Here is a 17,117-nt window from a genome sequence, read left to right as displayed (position 1 = left end):
TTACGCTGGGGGCGTGGCAGCCGTCGATCCTTCCGAAGAGCTCAAGAACCTCGATACGACCATGGGGTCGATCGAGGCCGTCCTCGACCTGGACAAGATCCGGGCCGACATCGCGGTCCTGGAGGAGGAGGCAGCCGCCCCCACCCTGTGGGACGACGTCGCGAACGCGCAGAAGGTGACCAGCCGGCTCTCCTTCCTCCAGGGCGAACTCCGCCGCGTCGAGGGGCTCCGCAGCCGCATCGACGACCTGGGCGTGCTGTTCGAACTCGCCGAGGCCGAGGACGACGCGGACACCCGCACCGAGGCCGAGGCCGAGCTGGTCTCGCTCCAGAAGGCCGTCGAGGAGCTGGAGGTCCGCACCCTCCTCTCCGGCGAGTACGACGCCCGCGAGGCGCTGATCAACATCCGCGCCGAGGCCGGTGGCGTGGACGCCGCCGACTTCGCCGAGCAGCTGATGCGCATGTACCTGCGCTGGGCCGAGCGGCACGGCTACCCGACCGAGGTGTACGACACCTCGTACGCCGAAGAGGCCGGTATCAAGTCCGCGACCTTCACCGTGAAGGCGCCCTACGCGTACGGCACCCTCTCGGTCGAGCAGGGCACCCACCGCCTGGTCCGCATCTCGCCCTTCGACAACCAGGGCCGCCGGCAGACCTCCTTCGCCGGTGTCGAGGTGCTCCCGGTCGTCGAGCAGTCCGACCACGTCGAGATCGACGAGGGCGAGCTGCGGGTGGACGTCTACCGCGCCTCCGGCCCCGGCGGCCAGGGCGTCAACACCACCGACTCGGCGGTGCGCATCACCCACCTCCCGACCGGCATCGTGGTCTCCTGCCAGAACGAGCGTTCGCAGATCCAGAACAAGGCCTCCGCGATGAACGTCCTCCAGGCCAAGCTGCTGGAGCGGCGCCGCCAGGAGGAGAAGGCCGCGATGGACGCGCTCAAGGACAGCGGCAGCTCCTGGGGCAACCAGATGCGCTCCTACGTGCTGCACCCGTACCAGATGGTCAAGGACGTCCGCACCGCGTACGAGGCGGGCAACCCGCAGGCCGTCCTGGACGGCGACATCGACGGCTTCATCGAGGCCGGAATCCGCTGGCGCAAGCAGCGGGAGACCTCGAACGAGGCGTGAGGATTCCGGCCTCGATGAAAATCAAGCACAGCATCGAGGCCGGAATCCGCTGGCGCAAGCAGCGCGAGACCAGCGCCGAGTAACCGCAGGCACACGCGAAGGGCCCCGACCGCAGCGGTCGGGGCCCTTCGTCGTACGCAGGATCGTCAGGCCAGTGCCTGCCGCGCGATCAGCGCCACCGCGAGCAGCCCGGCCAGCAGGGCCAGCAGTATCGCGGGGGAGAGCGCGGCGAACGGCCCCTGCTGCTCCTGCAGCCGGGCCCGGTTGGCGCGGCACACCGGGCAACGCCCGTCGCTGACGCGGCCGTTGCAGTTGGCGCACACCAGATGGTCGCAGGTCATGCGATCTCCTCCTCGCTGCTACAGCCAACGCACCGGACGGGGCTTTGGTTCCCTGTTCCTACCTGTACGGGGGAGTCTGCCCCGTACGGGGGAGCGACCGGACACGGTTGCCACCTCCACTCTGCCAGGTTCTGGCCGTTCCGGCTCCCGGGCTGTGAGATGGCTCGCAATTATCGGGGCACAACCGGACATTCTCCCCCAGATTTCGGAGTCCGTCCTGGGCCGTCCCTGCGGGCCGGCCACAGCTTCGCGTATGGTCCCAGACCGGGAGCGGCCGTCCGCGCTCCCATCGCCCGCCCCCGGACCGGGCCTCCGGGGCGGATCGACCGAGGACTGGCGCCGCCTAGGATGGCCTCCGTGATGCAGCCGTGATCAGATTCGACAACGTCTCCAAGACCTATCCCAAGCAGAACCGTCCCGCCCTGGACAACGTCTCGCTGGAGATCGAGAAGGGTGAGTTCGTCTTCCTGGTCGGCTCGTCCGGCTCGGGCAAGTCCACCTTCCTGCGGCTGTGCCTGCGGGAGGAGCGTCCCTCCACGGGCTCGGTGCACGTGCTGGGCAAGGACCTGGGCAAGCTGTCCAACTGGAAGGTGCCGCACATGCGCCGCCAGCTGGGCACCGTCTTCCAGGACTTCCGCCTGCTGCCGAACAAGACGGTCGCGCAGAACGTCGCCTTCGCGCTGGAGGTGATCGGCAAGCCCAAGAGCGCCATCAACAAGGTGGTGCCCGAGGTGCTGGAGCTGGTCGGCCTCGGCGGCAAGGAGGACCGGATGCCCGGCGAGCTGTCCGGTGGTGAGCAGCAGCGCGTCGCGATCGCCCGTGCCTTCGTGAACCGCCCGATGCTGCTCATCGCGGACGAGCCCACCGGCAACCTGGACCCGCAGAACTCGGTCGGCATCATGAAGCTGCTCGACCGGATCAACCGCACCGGCACCACGGTGCTGATGGCCACCCACGACCAGGCCATCGTCGACCAGATGCGCAAGCGCGTCATCGAGCTCGACAAGGGGCTGCTCGTCCGCGACCAGGCCCGCGGCGTCTACGGATACCAGCACTGACCGACCAGCGCTGACCCGTGGGGCCCGCCGGCCCGGCCCGCCAGACCGCGCAGTACCGACCCTGGAGTTGTTTCCCGCATGCGTGCCCAGTTCGTCCTGTCGGAGATCGGTGTGGGTCTCCGACGCAATCTGACCATGACCATCGCGGTCGTGGTCAGCGTCGCGCTCTCCCTCGCCCTCGCCGGTTCCTCGCTCCTGGTCCGCGACCAGGTGAACTCCATGAAGGGGTACTGGTACGACAAGGTCGAGGTGAGCATCTACTTCTGCACCAAGGCGGATGCCCGCAACTCGCCCCAGTGCGACAAGGGTGCGGCCACCGACCAGCAGGTCCAGGACATCAAGGACCAGCTGGACAAGATGAGTTCGGTGGTCCAGTCGTCCACGTACGAGAGCTCCGCGGAGGCGTACAAGCACTGGAAGGACATGAACCCGGACAACCCGCTCATCTCCGTCCTGGGCCCGGACGCCATGCCGCAGTCCTGGCGGGTCAAGCTCAACGACCCGACCAAGTACGACGTCATCCAGAGCGCCTTCGCGGGCAAGCCCGGCGTCAAGTCGGTCGAGGACCAGCGGAAGATCCTGGAGAACCTGTTCGGTCTGCTCAACGGCCTGCAGACGGCGGCGTTCGTGATCATGGTGTTGATGCTGTTCGTCGCGTTGCTGCTGATCGTCAACACCGTCCGGGTGTCGGCGTACAGCAGGCGGCGCGAGACCGGCATCATGCGCCTGGTCGGCGCCTCGAACTTCTACGTCCAGATGCCGTTCATCGCCGAGGCCGCGTTCTCCGCGCTGCTCGGTGCGGCGCTGGCCTCCGGCCTGCTGGTCGGCGGGCACTTCTTCGTCCAGGGCTGGCTGGCGGACCGGGTGCAGTTCATCCACTTCATCGGCCTCGGCTCGGTGCTGGCGGTGATCCCGCTGCTGGTCGTGGTCGGCATGGGGATGGCCGGCATCGCGGCGTTCTTCACCCTGCGCAAGTACCTCAAGGTCTGACCCCCTGAGGTTGCTTCGGCCCCGTACGGCACTGCGCCGTACGGGGCCGTCGCCGTTCCGCGCTCGGTCGTTCCGGCCCGCCGCGCGCGGTGCGGTGTCTACACTCCGTTGCCATGCTGCAAACTCCGCGCAGGGCACGTCAGGTGGCCGCCCTCAGCCTGGTGTTCGGTGCCGTGCTGCTGGGCGGCGCCGCCACCGGGGCCTGGGGCGGCCCGGGGCACCCGCCGCGCCGGGCCTCCGCCGACGCGGCCCCGGCCACCGCCGGACTCCCGACGGACCCGGCGGGCGCCGCGCTGTCCGAGCAGCAGGCCGAGCACCTGCTGGCGGCCGGCGGCGACCGCTGGGGCGCGTACTACAGCGCCCAGGAGTACGCCGAGTTCAGCCAGGGGCTGGACGGCCGCTACCCCGGGGTCGGGCTGTCGGTCGGCCGCGGCGAGGACGGCGTCACCGAGGTCTCCCAGGTCACCCCGGCCGGACCGGCCGCCGAGGCCGGGATCGCTCCCGGTGACCGGCTGCTGCGGATCGACCGGGACCAGGCCGACCGGCTGCCGGTCACCGAGGTGGTCGCCCGGCTGCGCGGGCAGGGCGACGAGCGCCGGGCCGGCTCCGAGGTCACCCTGGCCGTCCAGCGCGACGGCGGCGAGGTGCGCGAACTGCGGCTGCGGCGGGTGCTGCTGGACAGCCGGCAGGTCACCGCGGAGCACCTGGACAAGGGCGTGCTGCGGATCACCGTCCGGGCCTTCACCAGCGGCGTGGCCGAGCAGGTGCGCGCCGCGCTGCGCGCCCCGCACGCCGGTGTGGTGCTCGACCTGCGCGGCAACTCCGGCGGGCTGCTGGAGGAGGCGGTCGGCACCGCCGGGAGCTTCCTGGACGGCGGCGCCGTCGGCTCCTACCAGGAGCGCGGCGAGAAGCGGGAGTTGACCGCCCCGCCCGGCGGCGACCGGCGCAGCCCGCTGGTGGTGCTGGTGGACGGCGGCACGATGAGCGCCGCCGAACTGCTCGCCGGGGCCCTCCAGGACCGCAGCCGCGCCGTGGTGGTGGGCTCCCGGACGTTCGGCAAGGGCACCGTCCAGCAGCCCAGCCGGCTCGCCGACGGCGCGGTGCTGGAGCTGACCGTGGGCCGCTACTACACCCCGGCCGGGCGCTCCCTGGACGGCACCGGCCTGACCCCGGACGTCCCGGCGGCCGCGGGCGAGGACGCCGACGCGCTCGCCCTGCGGGTCCTGGCGGGCCTCGGCACCCAGTCCTGACCCGGTCGCCGGGCGGTAAAGCGGCTGCCCGAACCGGCGTCGAAGTGCGAGAATGGCCGCGCTATGGCAAAGGAAACCGGACAGAAGCTGATCGCGCAGAACAAGAAGGCGCGACACGAGTACACGATCCTCGACACCTACGAGTGCGGCCTCGTGCTCACCGGCACCGAGGTCAAGTCGCTGCGTGAGGGGAGGGCCAACCTGGTCGACGGCTACGCCTACATCCAGAACCACGAGGCCTGGATCGACAACGTCTTCATCCCCGAGTACACCCAGGGGACGTGGACCAACCACGCGGCCCGGCGCAAGCGCAAGCTGCTGCTGCACAAGCTGGAGATCCGCAAGATCGAGACCAAGGTCCGCGACGCGGGCCACACCCTGATCCCGCTGTCCCTGTACTTCAAGGACGGCCGGGTCAAGCTCGAACTCGCACTGGCGGTCGGCAAGAAGCTGTACGACAAGCGCCAGACGCTGCGGGAGAAGCAGGACACCCGCGAGACGGCCCGTGCGGTGGCGGCCGCCCGGCGGCGTCAGGGTTAATCCGCTGGACCCTTGCCCGTCGCCTCGCGTACTATGGCGCAAGCAACACGGACGGTCACCGTCCGAGCTGTTTCTCAACAAAACATGGGGATGATCGGTTTCGACAGGGGATGTTGAAACAGGGGAAGCGAGCCGAGGAACGCGGCAATGATCTCGTTAACCACGTGTCGCAAAAAAATAATCGCCAACTCTAAGCGCGATTCCCAGCAGTTCGCTCTCGCTGCCTAATAAGCACCGATAGCGCTTGGGTGTCAGACCGGGGAGTTCCCGACCCGGACCCTGGCATAATCTAGGGAACTCAACCGTCCGCCCGGGCTGCGGGGGTGGATGGGAAATCAAACAGCAGCTGGGCCTGTTGGCGGCTTGTCCGTGTGACCGCCAGGGCCGAGAAAAGCACAGCGGACTGCGCTCGGAGAAGCCCTGAATTAACTCCACTGGACCCGGGTTCGATTCCCGGCATCTCCACCACCCCATGTTGACACCGAAGGCCGTCCACCGCTGATGCGGAGGGCGGCCTTCGGTTTTTGTACGTTCCGGAGCAGCGCGTGCGGGGGGTCGCGGCGTAGGATCATCCGTCCGCTCGTTTTCCGGAGCCGGATTCCGTCGCAACCCCCGAGGCCATGCAGAGCAACACGGACACCACCCCCACCACCGATCACGAGACCGTCCGCGAGCGTGAGATCGCCGGTGAACAGCAGCACCTCGACACCGTCTACCACCGGCTGGAGGAGAAGCTCGCCGAGGCGGAGTACATCCTGGAGGACGCCGCCAAGCGGGTCCAGGTCGGCACTCCCGGCGCCCTCGCCGAGCGCGACGCCCAGGTCTACCGGGCCGGCGCGCACCTCCAGCGGCTCAACAACGAGTTCGAGGACTTCCTCTTCGGCCGGATCGACCTCCAGCAGGCCGACGCGCCGGAGGAGCACGGCATCCCCTCGAACACCCCGCTCGACCCGGCCGACCCGGCCGTCGCCGAGACCCTGCACATCGGCCGCCTGGGCGTGCTGGACGCCGAGTACGGCCCGCTGGTGATCGACTGGCGGGCCCCGGCCGCCGCGCCGTTCTACCGCGCCACCCCGGTGGAGCCCGGCCGGGTGATCCGCCGCCGGGTGATCCGCTCCAAGGGCCGCAAGGTGATCGGCGTCGAGGACGACCTGCTGCGCCCCGACCTCACCCCGACCCTGGACGGCCGGGAACTGGCCGTGGTCGGCGACGGCGCGCTGATGGCCTCGCTGGGCCGGGCCCGCAGCCACTCCATGCGCGACATCGTCTCCTCGATCCAGAAGGAGCAGGACGAGGTGATCCGGGCCGCCGCGGCCGGGGCCACCCTCGTCACCGGCGGACCCGGCACCGGCAAGACCGCCGTCGCCCTGCACCGCGCCGCCTACCTGCTCTACCAGGACCGCCGCCGCTACGCCGGGGGCATCCTGGTGGTCTCGCCCACCGCGCTGCTGGTCTCCTACACCGAGGGCGTGCTGCCCTCGCTCGGCGAGGAGGGCCAGGTCGCGATCCGCGCGGTCGGCTCGCTGGTGGACGGCATCGAGGCCGCCACCTACGACGCCCCGGAGGCGGCCCGGGTCAAGGGCTCGGCCCGGATGGTACAGCTGCTGCGCCGGGCGGCCCGGGCGGCGCTGGAGCTGGGCGCCCCCCAGGAGCTCAAGGTGGTCGCCCGCGGCGAGGTGCTGCGACTGGACGCGGGCCGGCTCAAGGCCGTCCGCGGCAACGTGGTGGGCTCCGGCGGCACCCCGCTGAACCTGCTGCGCCCGCGCGCCCGCCGGCTGCTGCTGGACGCCCTGTGGCAGGAGGCCACCCGGCACCTGCCCAGGCCGACCGACCACTACGCCCGGGAGCAGCGCCAGGAGGAGAAGGAGTCCTTCGACGACTACGTCTCGGACGAGTCGTCCTTCCTGGAGTTCCTGGACGCCTGGTGGCCCGCGCTGACCCCGCGCCGGGTGCTCGGCACGCTCAAGCAGACCCGGCACACCAACCGGATCGCCCGCCGTGCCGTCACCCCGGACGAGGCCAGGCTGCTGGCCGCCTCCTGGCGCCACCTGTCGCCGCAGGGCGAGGGCGAGCTGTCCGCGCACGACGTGGCGCTGGTGGACGAGCTGCAGGTGCTGCTCGGTGAGCCGGCCCGTCCGAAGGTCCGCGAGGTGGACGCGGTGGACCTGCTGAGCGGCCTGGAGGAGGTCACCACCTTCGCCGACCGCAACTCCCGCCAGCGGGAGCGTCAGCCGGTGGAGCGCAAGGAGTACGCGCACGTGATCGTGGACGAGGCCCAGGACCTCACCCCGATGCAGTGGCGGATGATCGGCCGGCGCGCCCGGATGGCCACCTGGACCATCGTCGGCGACCCGGCGCAGTCCTCCTGGCCGTTCCCCCAGGAGGCCCAGGCCGCGCTGGACGAGGTGCTGGCGGGCAAGCCGCGCCGCCGCTTCACGCTGACCGTCAACTACCGCAACCCGGCCGAGATCGCCGAGGTCGCGGCGAAGGTGCTGGCGCTGGCCGCGCCGGGCACGCCCTCGCCGAGCGCGGTGCGCCACGTCGGTGTGGAGCCGCGCTTCGCGGCCGTCACCGACCCCGCGCCGGAGGCCTTCGGCAAGGCCGCCCGGGCCGAGCTGGAGCGACTGCTGGGCGAGGTGGACGGCACCGTGGCGATCGTGGTGCCGATGGACCGCCGGGCCGAGGCGGCCGGCTGGGCCGAGGGCCTGGGCGAGCGCGCGGTGGTGCTGGGCAGCCTGGAGGCCAAGGGCCTGGAGTACGACGCGACGGTGGTCGCCGACCCGACCGGCATCGCCGGCGAGTCGGAGGCGGGCCTGCGGGTGCTCTACGTGGCGCTCACCCGGGCGACCCAGCGGCTGACGGTGCTGTCCGGCCCTGACGACCTGCCGGACGCGGCCGGCGTGCCCGCGCTGCTGCACGGCTGACGCCCCCACGACGAAGGCCCCTCACCACTGGTGAGGGGCCTTCGGACGTTGATGACACCGACCCGCCATGCTCGCCTCGCGGCAAGTGGTCCCTCTGAGGGACGAAGGTTGGGCCCGGGGGCTTGGATCGAGCCGGTGTCCCGTCCAATGTAACGCATCGGCCGGGAGAGGCAAGGAGTGTGCGCCCGGAGACTGTGGGCGACCCGGTCGGCTTGTCGGATCCGCACACTCAATGAACGTTATTTCTGGCAAGCCCTTGGAAGGTGCGACGATCGAGGTCTAGCATGCGCAGGCGATGCCTTCAACAAAATGTTGAGCCTGCGGGACAGACGGAAGAAGGAAGCGTCGATGGCGACGGTGCCCAGTGTCTCCAACTCGATCACCGTGCGGATGGAGGTCCCGGCCCGCGGCAACGCGGTCAGCGCGATCACCACCGCAGTGGAGTCCTCCGGCGGATCGGTGACCGGTCTCGACGTCACCGCCTCCGGTCTGGAGGCGCTGCGGATCGACGTGACGGTCGCGGCCTCCTCGGTGGCGCACGGCGAGGAGATCGTCGAGAAGCTCCGGGCGATCGACGGCGTGTCGATCGGCAAGGTCTCGGACCGCACCTTCCTGATGCACCTCGGCGGCAAGATCGAGATGTCCTCGAAGCTGCCGATCCGCAACCGTGACGACCTCAGCATGATCTACACCCCGGGCGTGGCCCGGGTCTGCATGGCGATCGCCGAGAACCCCGAGGACGCCCGCCGCCTGACCATCAAGCGCAACAGCGTCGCCGTGGTCACCGACGGCTCGGCGGTGCTGGGCCTGGGCAACATCGGCCCGGCGGCCGCGCTGCCCGTCATGGAGGGCAAGGCGGCCCTGTTCAAGCGCTTCGCCGGGATCGACGCCTGGCCGATCTGCCTGGACACCCAGGACACCGACGAGATCGTCGCCATCGTCAAGGCGATCGCCCCGGGCTTCGCCGGGATCAACCTGGAGGACATCTCCGCGCCGCGCTGCTTCGAGATCGAGGCCCGGCTGCGCGAGGCCCTGGACATCCCGGTCTTCCACGACGACCAGCACGGCACCGCGATCGTGGTGCTGGCCGCCCTCACCAACGCGCTGAAGGTGGTCGGCAAGGAGATCGGCGACATCCGCGTGGTGATGTCGGGCGCCGGCGCGGCCGGCACCGCCATCCTCAAGCTGCTGCTGGCCGCCGGTGTCGAGCACGCCACCGTCGCCGACGTGCACGGTGTGGTCCACCTGGGCCGTGAGGACCTCAACGACAGCCTGCGCTGGATCGCCGAGCACACCAACCGCTCGGGCCGCACCGGCAGCCTCAAGGAGGCCGTGGCGGGCGCCGACGTGTTCATCGGCGTCTCGGCCCCGAACGTCCTGGACGGCGACGACCTGGCCACCATGGCGGAGCGCTCGATCGTCTTCGCGCTGGCCAACCCGGACCCGGAGGTCGACCCGGCGGTGGCCCGGCAGACCGCCGCCGTGGTGGCCACCGGCCGCAGCGACTTCCCGAACCAGATCAACAACGTACTGGTCTTCCCGGGTGTCTTCCGCGGCCTGCTGGACGCCCAGAGCCGCACGGTCAACACCGAGATGATGATCGCCGCGGCCCGCGCGCTGGCCACCACCGTCGCCGACGACGAGCTGAACGCCAACTACATCATCCCGAGCGTCTTCCACAAGGACGTCGCCAAGACCGTCGCCGCGGCGGTGCGGGAGGCGGCCCTGGCGGACGCCCAGGAGGCCGCGCCGGCCCGTCCGACCCCCGGCATCGTCGGCACCCTGGACACCTCGGCCTTCCCCACCGTCAAGCTCTGACGGCCCCGGCCGGGCGCCTGACGGCCCGACTCGTGGGCCGGTCGTCGGTCGGTCAAATGTCCGATTAGCGGCCATACCCGCCCAAGCGCGCCCCGAACCCTTGCGACACAAGGGCGAGGGGCGTGTTTGGGCTTGTCGTGCCTAGGGCGTACGGTAGCCCTGCACGGGGCAGGCGTGTCCGACAAGTACGGAACGTCCCCCTGGTCTTCCGGCGTGTCGTCCCGACCGCCGTCCGCGCCCGGTCCGCCGGAGCCGACGGAGCGTCACACCTCCAACGGGCGGGCGATGTTCGGGTGGCTCGGCCGGGGCCCGATTGGCTTTCTCGGGGCCGGTCGGGGCAGGATTCGTTCCCAGGCAGGCGGCGGGCCTCTTCACGGCTCCGGCGCGCGGCATACGGGTACGGACCCGGCCTGCGACCACGCATTGCCTGCATGAGCACAGTGTGCGGACCTGCGGCCTATCCGGGTGCCCCCCGGTGGGAGCACCGATGGGCCCCCGTACACCGCAAGCGAACAGACCACAGGAGTACACATGAACCGCAGTGAGCTGGTGGCCGCGCTGTCCGAGCGCGCCGAGGTGACCCGCAAGGACGCCGACGCCGTTCTGGCCGCCTTCGCCGAGATCGTCGGCGAGGTCGTCGCCAAGGGCGACGAGAAGGTCACCATCCCCGGTTTCCTGACCTTCGAGCGCACCCACCGCGCTGCCCGCACCGCCCGCAACCCGCAGACCGGCGAGCCGATCCAGATCGCGGCCGGCTACAGCGCCAAGGTGAGCGCCGGCTCCAAGCTCAAGGAAGCCGCCAAGGGCGTCTGAGCCACCCCTTGAACGCCCGAGAGGCCGGGCTCCCCGCGGGGAGCCCGGCCTCTCGCCGTGCGTGCGGTCACTCGGTGAATGTCCCTACGCGTCGACCAGCTGCTCGCTGGGCAGCTCGACGTGGGCGCCGAGGTCCCGCAGCTTCTCCATGAAGTTCTCGTAGCCGCGGTTGATCAGGTCGATGCCGTGCACGGTCGAGGTGCCCTCGGCCGCCAGCGCCGCGATCAGGTACGAGAAGCCGCCGCGCAGGTCCGGGATGACCAGCTCGGCGCCCATCAGCTTGGACGGGCCGGACACCACCGCGGAGTGCAGGAAGTTGCGCGCGCCGAAGCGGCACGGGGTGCCGCCCAGGCACTCGCGGTAGAGCTGGATGTGTGCGCCCATCTGGTTGAGCGCGCCGGTGAAGCCCAGCCGCGACTCGTACACCGTCTCGTGGACGATGGACAGGCCGGTGGCCTGGGTCAGCGCGACCACCAGCGGCTGCTGCCAGTCGGTCTGGAAGCCCGGGTGCACGTCGGTCTCCAGGGCGATCGCCTTGAGCTCGCCGCCCGGGTGCCAGAAGCGGATGCCCTCGTCGTCCACCTCGAAGGCGCCGCCGACCTTCCGGAAGGTGTTGAGGAAGGTCATCATCTCCAGCTGGCGGGCGCCGCGGACGTAGATGTCGCCCTTGGTCGCCAGCGCCGCGCAGGCCCAGGAGGCGGCCTCCAGCCGGTCCGGCAGGGCCCGGTGGTTGTAGCCGTTCAGCTCGTCCACACCGGTGATCAGGATGGTGCGGTCGGTGCCCAGGGTGATGATCGCGCCCATCTTCTGCAGCACGCAGATCAGGTCGACGATCTCCGGCTCGATGGCCGCGTTGCGCAGCTCGGTGACGCCCTCGGCGAGGACGGCGGTGAGCAGCACCTGCTCGGTCGCACCGACCGAGGGGTACGGCAGCTCGATCTTGGTGCCGCGCAGCCGCTGCGGGGCGACCAGGTAGGTGCCCTGCGGGTGCTTCTCGATGGTGGCGCCGAACTGGCGCAGCACCTCGAAGTGGAAGTCGACCGGGCGGCCGCCGATGTCGCAGCCGCCCAGGCCCGGGATGAAGGCGTGGCCGAGGCGGTGCAGCAGCGGACCGCAGAACAGGATCGGGATCCGCGAGGAGCCCGCGTGGGCGTCGATGTCGGCGACGTTGGCGCTCTCGACGTGCGAGGGGTCGAGGATCAGCTCGCCGTCCTCGTCGCCGGCGCGCACGGTCACGCCGTGCAGCTGCAGCAGGCCGCGGACCACCTTGACGTCGCGGATGTCCGGGACGTTGCGCAGTCTGCTGGGGCCCTGGCCGAGGAGGGCGGCGACCATGGCCTTGGGGACCAGGTTCTTCGCACCGCGGACGCGGATCTCGCCTTCGAGCGGGTTTCCGCCGTGGACCAGCAGGACGTCGTCGGTCATCGTTCTCGCAATCCGGGGTGCCAGAGGAGTGGGAACGGCTCCGTTGCGGAACCGCTGGTGGACCGGTGGTACGGGCGTACGGGCGCGTTCGGGCCCCCGGAGAATCCGAGTCGGCACCGTAGAGGGGCGTCCACCATCCGTAGATGGTAGTGGGCGTCCCGGTGGTTCCCGTGAGCCTCTCCCGTGATGGTGCTCTCTCCGGCCCCGCTCCCGCCCGCCGGTTCGGCCGTACGGGTGTTCGTCCGGCGTGGCGGGGTTTCGGGTGTTGCGGTGTCCGACCGGTGCCGTTCTGCGGGATCATGTGTGGCATGACGGCGGCCCATTCGTACGGAGGCCGGTCGCACACCGGCCGTCTGCTCGTCGCGACGCCCATGCTCACCGACCCGAACTTCGCCCGGGCGGTGGTGCTGCTCCTCGACCACGACGCCGAGGGGGCGCTCGGCGTGGTGCTCAACCGGCCGACGCCGGTCGAGGTGGGCAGTGTGCTGGACGGCTGGGGCAGACTCGTCGGGCAGCCCGCGGTGGTGTTCCAGGGCGGGCCGGTGGCGCTGGACTCGGCGCTCGGCCTGGCCGTCGCGCCGGGGGAGCCGGGCACCGGGGAGCCGCTCGGCTGGCGCCGGGTGCACGGCGCGATCGGCCTGGTCGACCTGGAGGCGCCGCCGGAGGTGCTGGCCGGGGAGCTGGGCAGCCTGCGGATCTTCGCCGGGTACGCGGGCTGGTCGCCCGGCCAGCTGGAGTCGGAGCTGGGGAGCGGCGCCTGGTACCTGGTGGACTGCGAGCCCGGGGACGTGTCCAGCCCGGAGCCGGAACGGCTGTGGCGCTCGGTGCTGCGCCGCCAGCGCGGCCCGCTGGCCCTGCTGGCGACCTACCCGGACGACCCGACGATGAACTAAGGCGTGTCTTGACCGGCCCGGTGTCGACGCCCGTGGAACCCGGCCCGCCGCGTGACACTGGCCCGGTTTCCCGGGGCGCCCATAGACTTGGCACCCATGAGCACTCTTGAGCCCGAGCGCGGCCTCGGCACCGGCACCCTGGTCGAGCCCGTCCCGCAGGTGTCCCACGGGGACGGCGACCACGAGCGCTTCGCGCACTACGTCCAGAAGGACAAGATCATGGAGAGCGCGCTCTCCGGGTCCCCGGTGGTGGCGCTGTGCGGCAAGGTGTGGGTGCCCGGGCGCGACCCGAAGAAGTACCCGGTCTGCCCGATGTGCAAGGAGATCTACGACGGCATCGGCAAGCCGCAGGGCGGCGACGGGGACAACGGCGGCAAGTAGTCCGCCGCCGTCCGCAGGACGCCGTTTTGCATAGCACCGCGTTTGCGAGGTGGTCTGTGCCAATCGTTCCGGGCCTGGGCAGGATGTCGGGATGGACCTCATTCCCGCACCTTCGAGTGCCGTCCGGCGCCCGGACGGGGACTTCCCGCTCGACGCCGCCACCACGCTGACCGCACCGCCCGCACTGGCCGACGCCGAGCGCTGGCTGCGCGGCACGCTGTCCGCCGCCACCGGGCTGCCGCTCGGTCCGGGCCGGCCGGGCACGGGCATCGAGCTGGTCCTGGACGACACCCTGGCCGCCGAGGCGTACCGGATCGCGGTGCGCCCCGGCCACGCCCTGCTCACCGCCGGCGGCCCGGCCGGCGCCCTGTGGGCGGCCCAGACCCTGCGGCAGCTGCTCGGGCCGGACGCCTACCGCCGCTCCCCGCTGCGCACCGAGGGCTGGGTGCTGCCCGGCGCGGACATCGCGGACGAGCCCCGGTTCGGCTGGCGCGGCGCGCTGCTGGACGTCGCCCGGCACTTCCTGCCCAAGTCCGACCTGCTGCGCTTCGTCGACCTGCTGGCCGCGCACAAGCTCAACGTGCTGCACCTGCACCTGACCGACGACCAGGGCTGGCGGGTGGAGATCAAGCGCTACCCGCGGCTGACGGAGCGCGGCGCCTGGCGGGAGCGCTCGATGGTCGGCTACCGGACCGGGCAGCGCCGGGACGACCGCCCGCACGGCGGCTACTACACCCAGGACGACCTGCGCGAGATCGTCGCCTACGCGGCCGCGCGCGGGGTCACCGTCGTCCCGGAGATCGACCTGCCCGGCCACACCCAGGCCGCCGTCGCCGCCTACCCCGAGCTGGGCAACACCGACGTGGTGGACACCGCCGCGCTCGGCGTCTGGACCGACTGGGGGGTGAGCCACCACGTGCTCAACGCCTCCGAGGAGACCCTGCGCTTCTTCGAGGGGGTGCTGGAGGAGGTCCTGGAGCTGTTCCCGTCCGAGTTCGTCCACCTCGGCGGCGACGAGTGCCCCAAGGAGCAGTGGAAGGAGAGTCCCGCCGCCCAGGCCCGGATCCGCGAGCTGGGCCTGGCCAACGAGGACGAGCTGCAGAGCCACCTCATCCGGCACTTCGACCGCTGGCTGGCCGAGCGCGGCCGCCGGCTGATCGGCTGGGACGAGATCCTGGAGGGCGGGCTGGCCCCCGGCGCCGCCGTCTCCTCGTGGCGCGGCTTCGGCGGCGGGATCGCGGCCGCGAAGGCCGGGCACGACGTGGTGATGTGCCCCGAGCAGCACGTCTACTTCGACCACCGGCAGGCGGACGGGCCGGACGAGCCGATCCCGGTCGGCTTCGTGCGCACGCTGGAGGACGTCTACCGCTTCGAGCCCGTCCCCGAGCAGCTGGACGGGGAGGCCGCCCGGCACGTGATCGGCACCCAGGCCAACCTGTGGAGCGAGTTCACGGACAGCGCGCGGGACATCGACTACCGGGCCTTCCCCCGGCTGGTCGCCTTCGCCGAGGTCGCCTGGTCCGCGCTGCCCGCCGTACCCGCCGAGCGCGACTACGCCGGCTTCGAGCGGCGGCTGCGGGGCCACCTGGCGGTGCTGGACGCGCTGGGCGTCGAGTACCGCCCGGCCGACGGGCCGCACCCCTGGCAGCGCCGGCCCGGGGTGGCGGGGCGGCCGATCGAGGGGCCGCCGCCGGTGCGCTGAGGTCGTGCGCGCGGTGCGCTGATGTGTCCGTCGGGAACTTATGGACGGTCATCTGACGTCAAGAAGAGATGAACATCTGCCCCGGTCCCGTTCGGACCGGGGCAGATACCGCCCGGTATCCGTCCCAATCGGGCAGTCCCGGTCACCGGTCCCGAAATGATCATCGAGCATTGTGTGCCAGAGTTGCCCAACCCGGCCCGATCGCCCGTACCCTACGGCCAGGCCGGGCTGCTGACGCGGACAGTGCAGTGCGGCCACGGCCGCGGGCGGCAGACGATCGATGAGCAAGTGGAGCACGGTGGGACCCAGGTGAACCGGACGATCATGCTGCCGGCCTCGCTCGACGAGGCCGTCGACGCGTTGGCCGCCGCCCCGGCCGCGGTACCGGTGGCCGGAGCCACCGACCTCATGGAAGCCGTCAACGCCGGACGGCTGCGCCCCGCCGCCCTGGTCGGCCTCGGCCGGATCACCGAACTGCGCGGCTGGCGCTACGAGGACGGCGGCACCGCGGTGCTCGGCGCCGGACTCACCCACGCCCGGATGGACCGCCCCGACTTCGCCGCCCTCATCCCCGCCCTCGCCGACGCCGCCCGCACCGCCGGCCCGCCGCAGGTCCGCAACGTCGGCACCCTCGGCGGCAACGTCGTCACCGCCGCCCCGGCCGGCGACACCCTCCCGGTGCTCGCCGCCCTGGAGGCCACCGTCACCCTCGCCCGGGCCGGCGGCAGCCGCGAGGTGCCGGTCAGTCACCTGCTCACCGGACTCGACCCGGTGCGCCCCGGCGAACTGCTCACCTGGGTGCGGGTCCCGCTGCTGCACGCGCCGCAGGTCTTCCTCAAGGCCACCGGCCGCAGCGGCCCGGCCCGCGCCACCGCCTCCGTCGCGCTCGTCCTCGACCCGGCCCGGCGCGCCGTGCGCTGCGCTGTCGGGGCCGTCGCCCCGGTGCCGCTGCGCCCGCTGGAGGCCGAGGCCTGGGTGGCCGGCTGCATCGACTGGGACGGCAGCCGGGAGATCGACCCGGCCGCGGGCGCCGCCTTCGGCGAGTACGTGGCCGCCGCCTGCGTCCCCGACAACTACGGTGCCGAGGGGGCCTGGGAGGCCGTGACCGAGGGGCCGACCGCGGCCGCCGTTCGGCTGCGGCGTACCGTATCGGTGCTGGCCCGACGGGCACTGGGAAGGGCGCTGAAGTGACCACAGACCCCATCGAGACCCTCGACGCCGACCCGCTCGGCTCCACCCCGCAGGTCAGCCGGGAGCTGCGCCCGTGCGCCTCCTACACGCTGCGGGTCAACGGTTTCGAACGGCCCGTCACCGACGCCTGGATCGGTGAGAGCCTGCTCTACGTGCTGCGCGAGCGGCTCGGCCTGGCCGGTGCCAAGGACGGCTGCGAGCAGGGCGAGTGCGGGGCCTGCTCGGTGCAGGTGGACGGCCAGCTGGTGGCCGGCTGCCTGGTGCCGGCCGCGCTGGCCGCCGACAGCGAGATCAACACCGTCGAGGGCCTGTCGGCCGGCGGCGGCGCGAGCGACGTCCAGCAGGCGCTGGCAGCCTCCGGCGCCGTGCAGTGCGGCTACTGCACCCCCGGCATGGCGATGGCCGTGCACGACCTGCTCCAGCGCAACCACCGGCCCACCGAGGTCGAGGCCCGGCAGGCGCTGTGCGGCAACCTGTGCCGCTGCACCGGCTACCGCGGGGTGCTGGCCGCCGTCCAGACCGTCGCGGACGCCCGCGCCCTGGAGGTCGAGGAGGCCGAGGAGGCCGCCGCGGGGGGGGGGGGGGGGGGGGGGGGGGGAGGAGAGGGGGGGGGGGGGGGGGACGGGCGAACCCCCTGCGCACCCAAAAGCATCTTCGCCCGA

Annotated in this window: 14 protein-coding genes, 1 other RNA gene and 1 pseudogene; 14 read left to right on the top strand and 2 right to left on the bottom strand. The window is 71.7% G+C overall.

Annotated elements, in window-relative coordinates; all coding sequences use genetic code 11:
- Nucleotides 1–13: 13 nt before the first annotated feature.
- On the top strand, nucleotides 14–1,129 hold the full coding sequence (gene prfB / locus ACZ4W5_RS26780; protein ID WP_360239104.1) for a peptide chain release factor 2: 1,116 nt from the start codon (nucleotides 14–16) through the stop codon (nucleotides 1,127–1,129).
- Between the two features lie 146 nt (nucleotides 1,130–1,275).
- On the opposite strand, the gene ACZ4W5_RS26775 is transcribed toward prfB, so the two are convergent.
- Nucleotides 1,276–1,470, bottom strand: a complete 195-nt coding sequence (locus tag ACZ4W5_RS26775; RefSeq protein ID WP_360239101.1) for a hypothetical protein — start codon at nucleotides 1,468–1,470, stop codon at nucleotides 1,276–1,278.
- A 368-nt stretch (nucleotides 1,471–1,838) separates the two neighbouring features.
- Here ACZ4W5_RS26775 and ftsE point away from each other — a divergent pair, with 368 nt between their 5' ends.
- The 8 genes from ftsE (at nucleotide 1,839) to ACZ4W5_RS26735 (ending at nucleotide 10,863) form a co-directional block, all read left to right on the top strand.
- Nucleotides 1,839–2,528: a cell division ATP-binding protein FtsE gene (gene ftsE / locus ACZ4W5_RS26770; RefSeq protein WP_360239098.1), complete on the top strand. Its 690-nt coding sequence runs from the start codon at nucleotides 1,839–1,841 to the stop codon at nucleotides 2,526–2,528.
- A 78-nt stretch (nucleotides 2,529–2,606) separates the two neighbouring features.
- A complete protein-coding gene (gene ftsX, locus ACZ4W5_RS26765) occupies nucleotides 2,607–3,518 on the top strand; it encodes a permease-like cell division protein FtsX (protein ID WP_350504738.1) in 912 nt (303 codons plus the stop codon).
- A 113-nt stretch (nucleotides 3,519–3,631) separates the two neighbouring features.
- A complete protein-coding gene (locus ACZ4W5_RS26760; RefSeq protein WP_465657387.1) occupies nucleotides 3,632–4,768 on the top strand; it encodes a S41 family peptidase in 1,137 nt (378 codons plus the stop codon).
- A gap of 63 nt (nucleotides 4,769–4,831) precedes the next feature.
- Nucleotides 4,832–5,308: an SsrA-binding protein SmpB gene (smpB, locus tag ACZ4W5_RS26755; protein ID WP_097237694.1), complete on the top strand. Its 477-nt coding sequence runs from the start codon at nucleotides 4,832–4,834 to the stop codon at nucleotides 5,306–5,308.
- Between the two features lie 86 nt (nucleotides 5,309–5,394).
- Nucleotides 5,395–5,776: a transfer-messenger RNA gene (gene ssrA / locus ACZ4W5_RS26750) on the top strand.
- A gap of 152 nt (nucleotides 5,777–5,928) precedes the next feature.
- The gene (locus ACZ4W5_RS26745) at nucleotides 5,929–8,232 is read left to right on the top strand and encodes a HelD family protein (protein ID WP_360239091.1); all 2,304 of its coding nucleotides are present in this window, start codon (nucleotides 5,929–5,931) and stop codon (nucleotides 8,230–8,232) included.
- 348 nt (nucleotides 8,233–8,580) lie between these two features.
- The gene (locus ACZ4W5_RS26740) at nucleotides 8,581–10,050 is read left to right on the top strand and encodes an NAD-dependent malic enzyme (RefSeq protein WP_360239088.1); all 1,470 of its coding nucleotides are present in this window, start codon (nucleotides 8,581–8,583) and stop codon (nucleotides 10,048–10,050) included.
- 531 nt (nucleotides 10,051–10,581) lie between these two features.
- On the top strand, nucleotides 10,582–10,863 hold the full coding sequence (locus ACZ4W5_RS26735; RefSeq protein ID WP_188304146.1) for an HU family DNA-binding protein: 282 nt from the start codon (nucleotides 10,582–10,584) through the stop codon (nucleotides 10,861–10,863).
- 84 nt (nucleotides 10,864–10,947) lie between these two features.
- On the opposite strand, the gene murA is transcribed toward ACZ4W5_RS26735, so the two are convergent.
- Nucleotides 10,948–12,288 (bottom strand): UDP-N-acetylglucosamine 1-carboxyvinyltransferase, encoded by a 1,341-nt coding sequence (gene murA / locus ACZ4W5_RS26730; protein WP_360239085.1) that lies wholly within the window; start codon nucleotides 12,286–12,288, stop codon nucleotides 10,948–10,950.
- Nucleotides 12,289–12,587: 299 nt separating this feature from the next.
- Here murA and ACZ4W5_RS26725 point away from each other — a divergent pair, with 299 nt between their 5' ends.
- The 5 genes and pseudogenes from ACZ4W5_RS26725 to ACZ4W5_RS26705 all read left to right on the top strand — a co-directional run.
- Nucleotides 12,588–13,181 (top strand): YqgE/AlgH family protein, encoded by a 594-nt coding sequence (locus ACZ4W5_RS26725; RefSeq protein WP_402486126.1) that lies wholly within the window; start codon nucleotides 12,588–12,590, stop codon nucleotides 13,179–13,181.
- Between the two features lie 96 nt (nucleotides 13,182–13,277).
- Entirely contained in the window at nucleotides 13,278–13,562 is a 285-nt protein-coding gene (locus tag ACZ4W5_RS26720; RefSeq protein ID WP_360239079.1) for a DUF3039 domain-containing protein, read from the top strand.
- A 91-nt stretch (nucleotides 13,563–13,653) separates the two neighbouring features.
- The gene (locus ACZ4W5_RS26715) at nucleotides 13,654–15,264 is read left to right on the top strand and encodes a beta-N-acetylhexosaminidase (RefSeq protein ID WP_465657384.1); all 1,611 of its coding nucleotides are present in this window, start codon (nucleotides 13,654–13,656) and stop codon (nucleotides 15,262–15,264) included.
- A gap of 324 nt (nucleotides 15,265–15,588) precedes the next feature.
- On the top strand, nucleotides 15,589–16,455 hold the full coding sequence (locus ACZ4W5_RS26710; RefSeq protein ID WP_360239122.1) for an FAD binding domain-containing protein: 867 nt from the start codon (nucleotides 15,589–15,591) through the stop codon (nucleotides 16,453–16,455).
- Between the two features lie 71 nt (nucleotides 16,456–16,526).
- Nucleotides 16,527–17,117: pseudogene (locus tag ACZ4W5_RS26705) on the top strand ((2Fe-2S)-binding protein); the annotation flags it as partial.

This window comes from Kitasatospora sp. NPDC029367, assembly GCF_055569135.1.
This window is presented reverse-complemented; position numbering and strand designations above follow the sequence as displayed.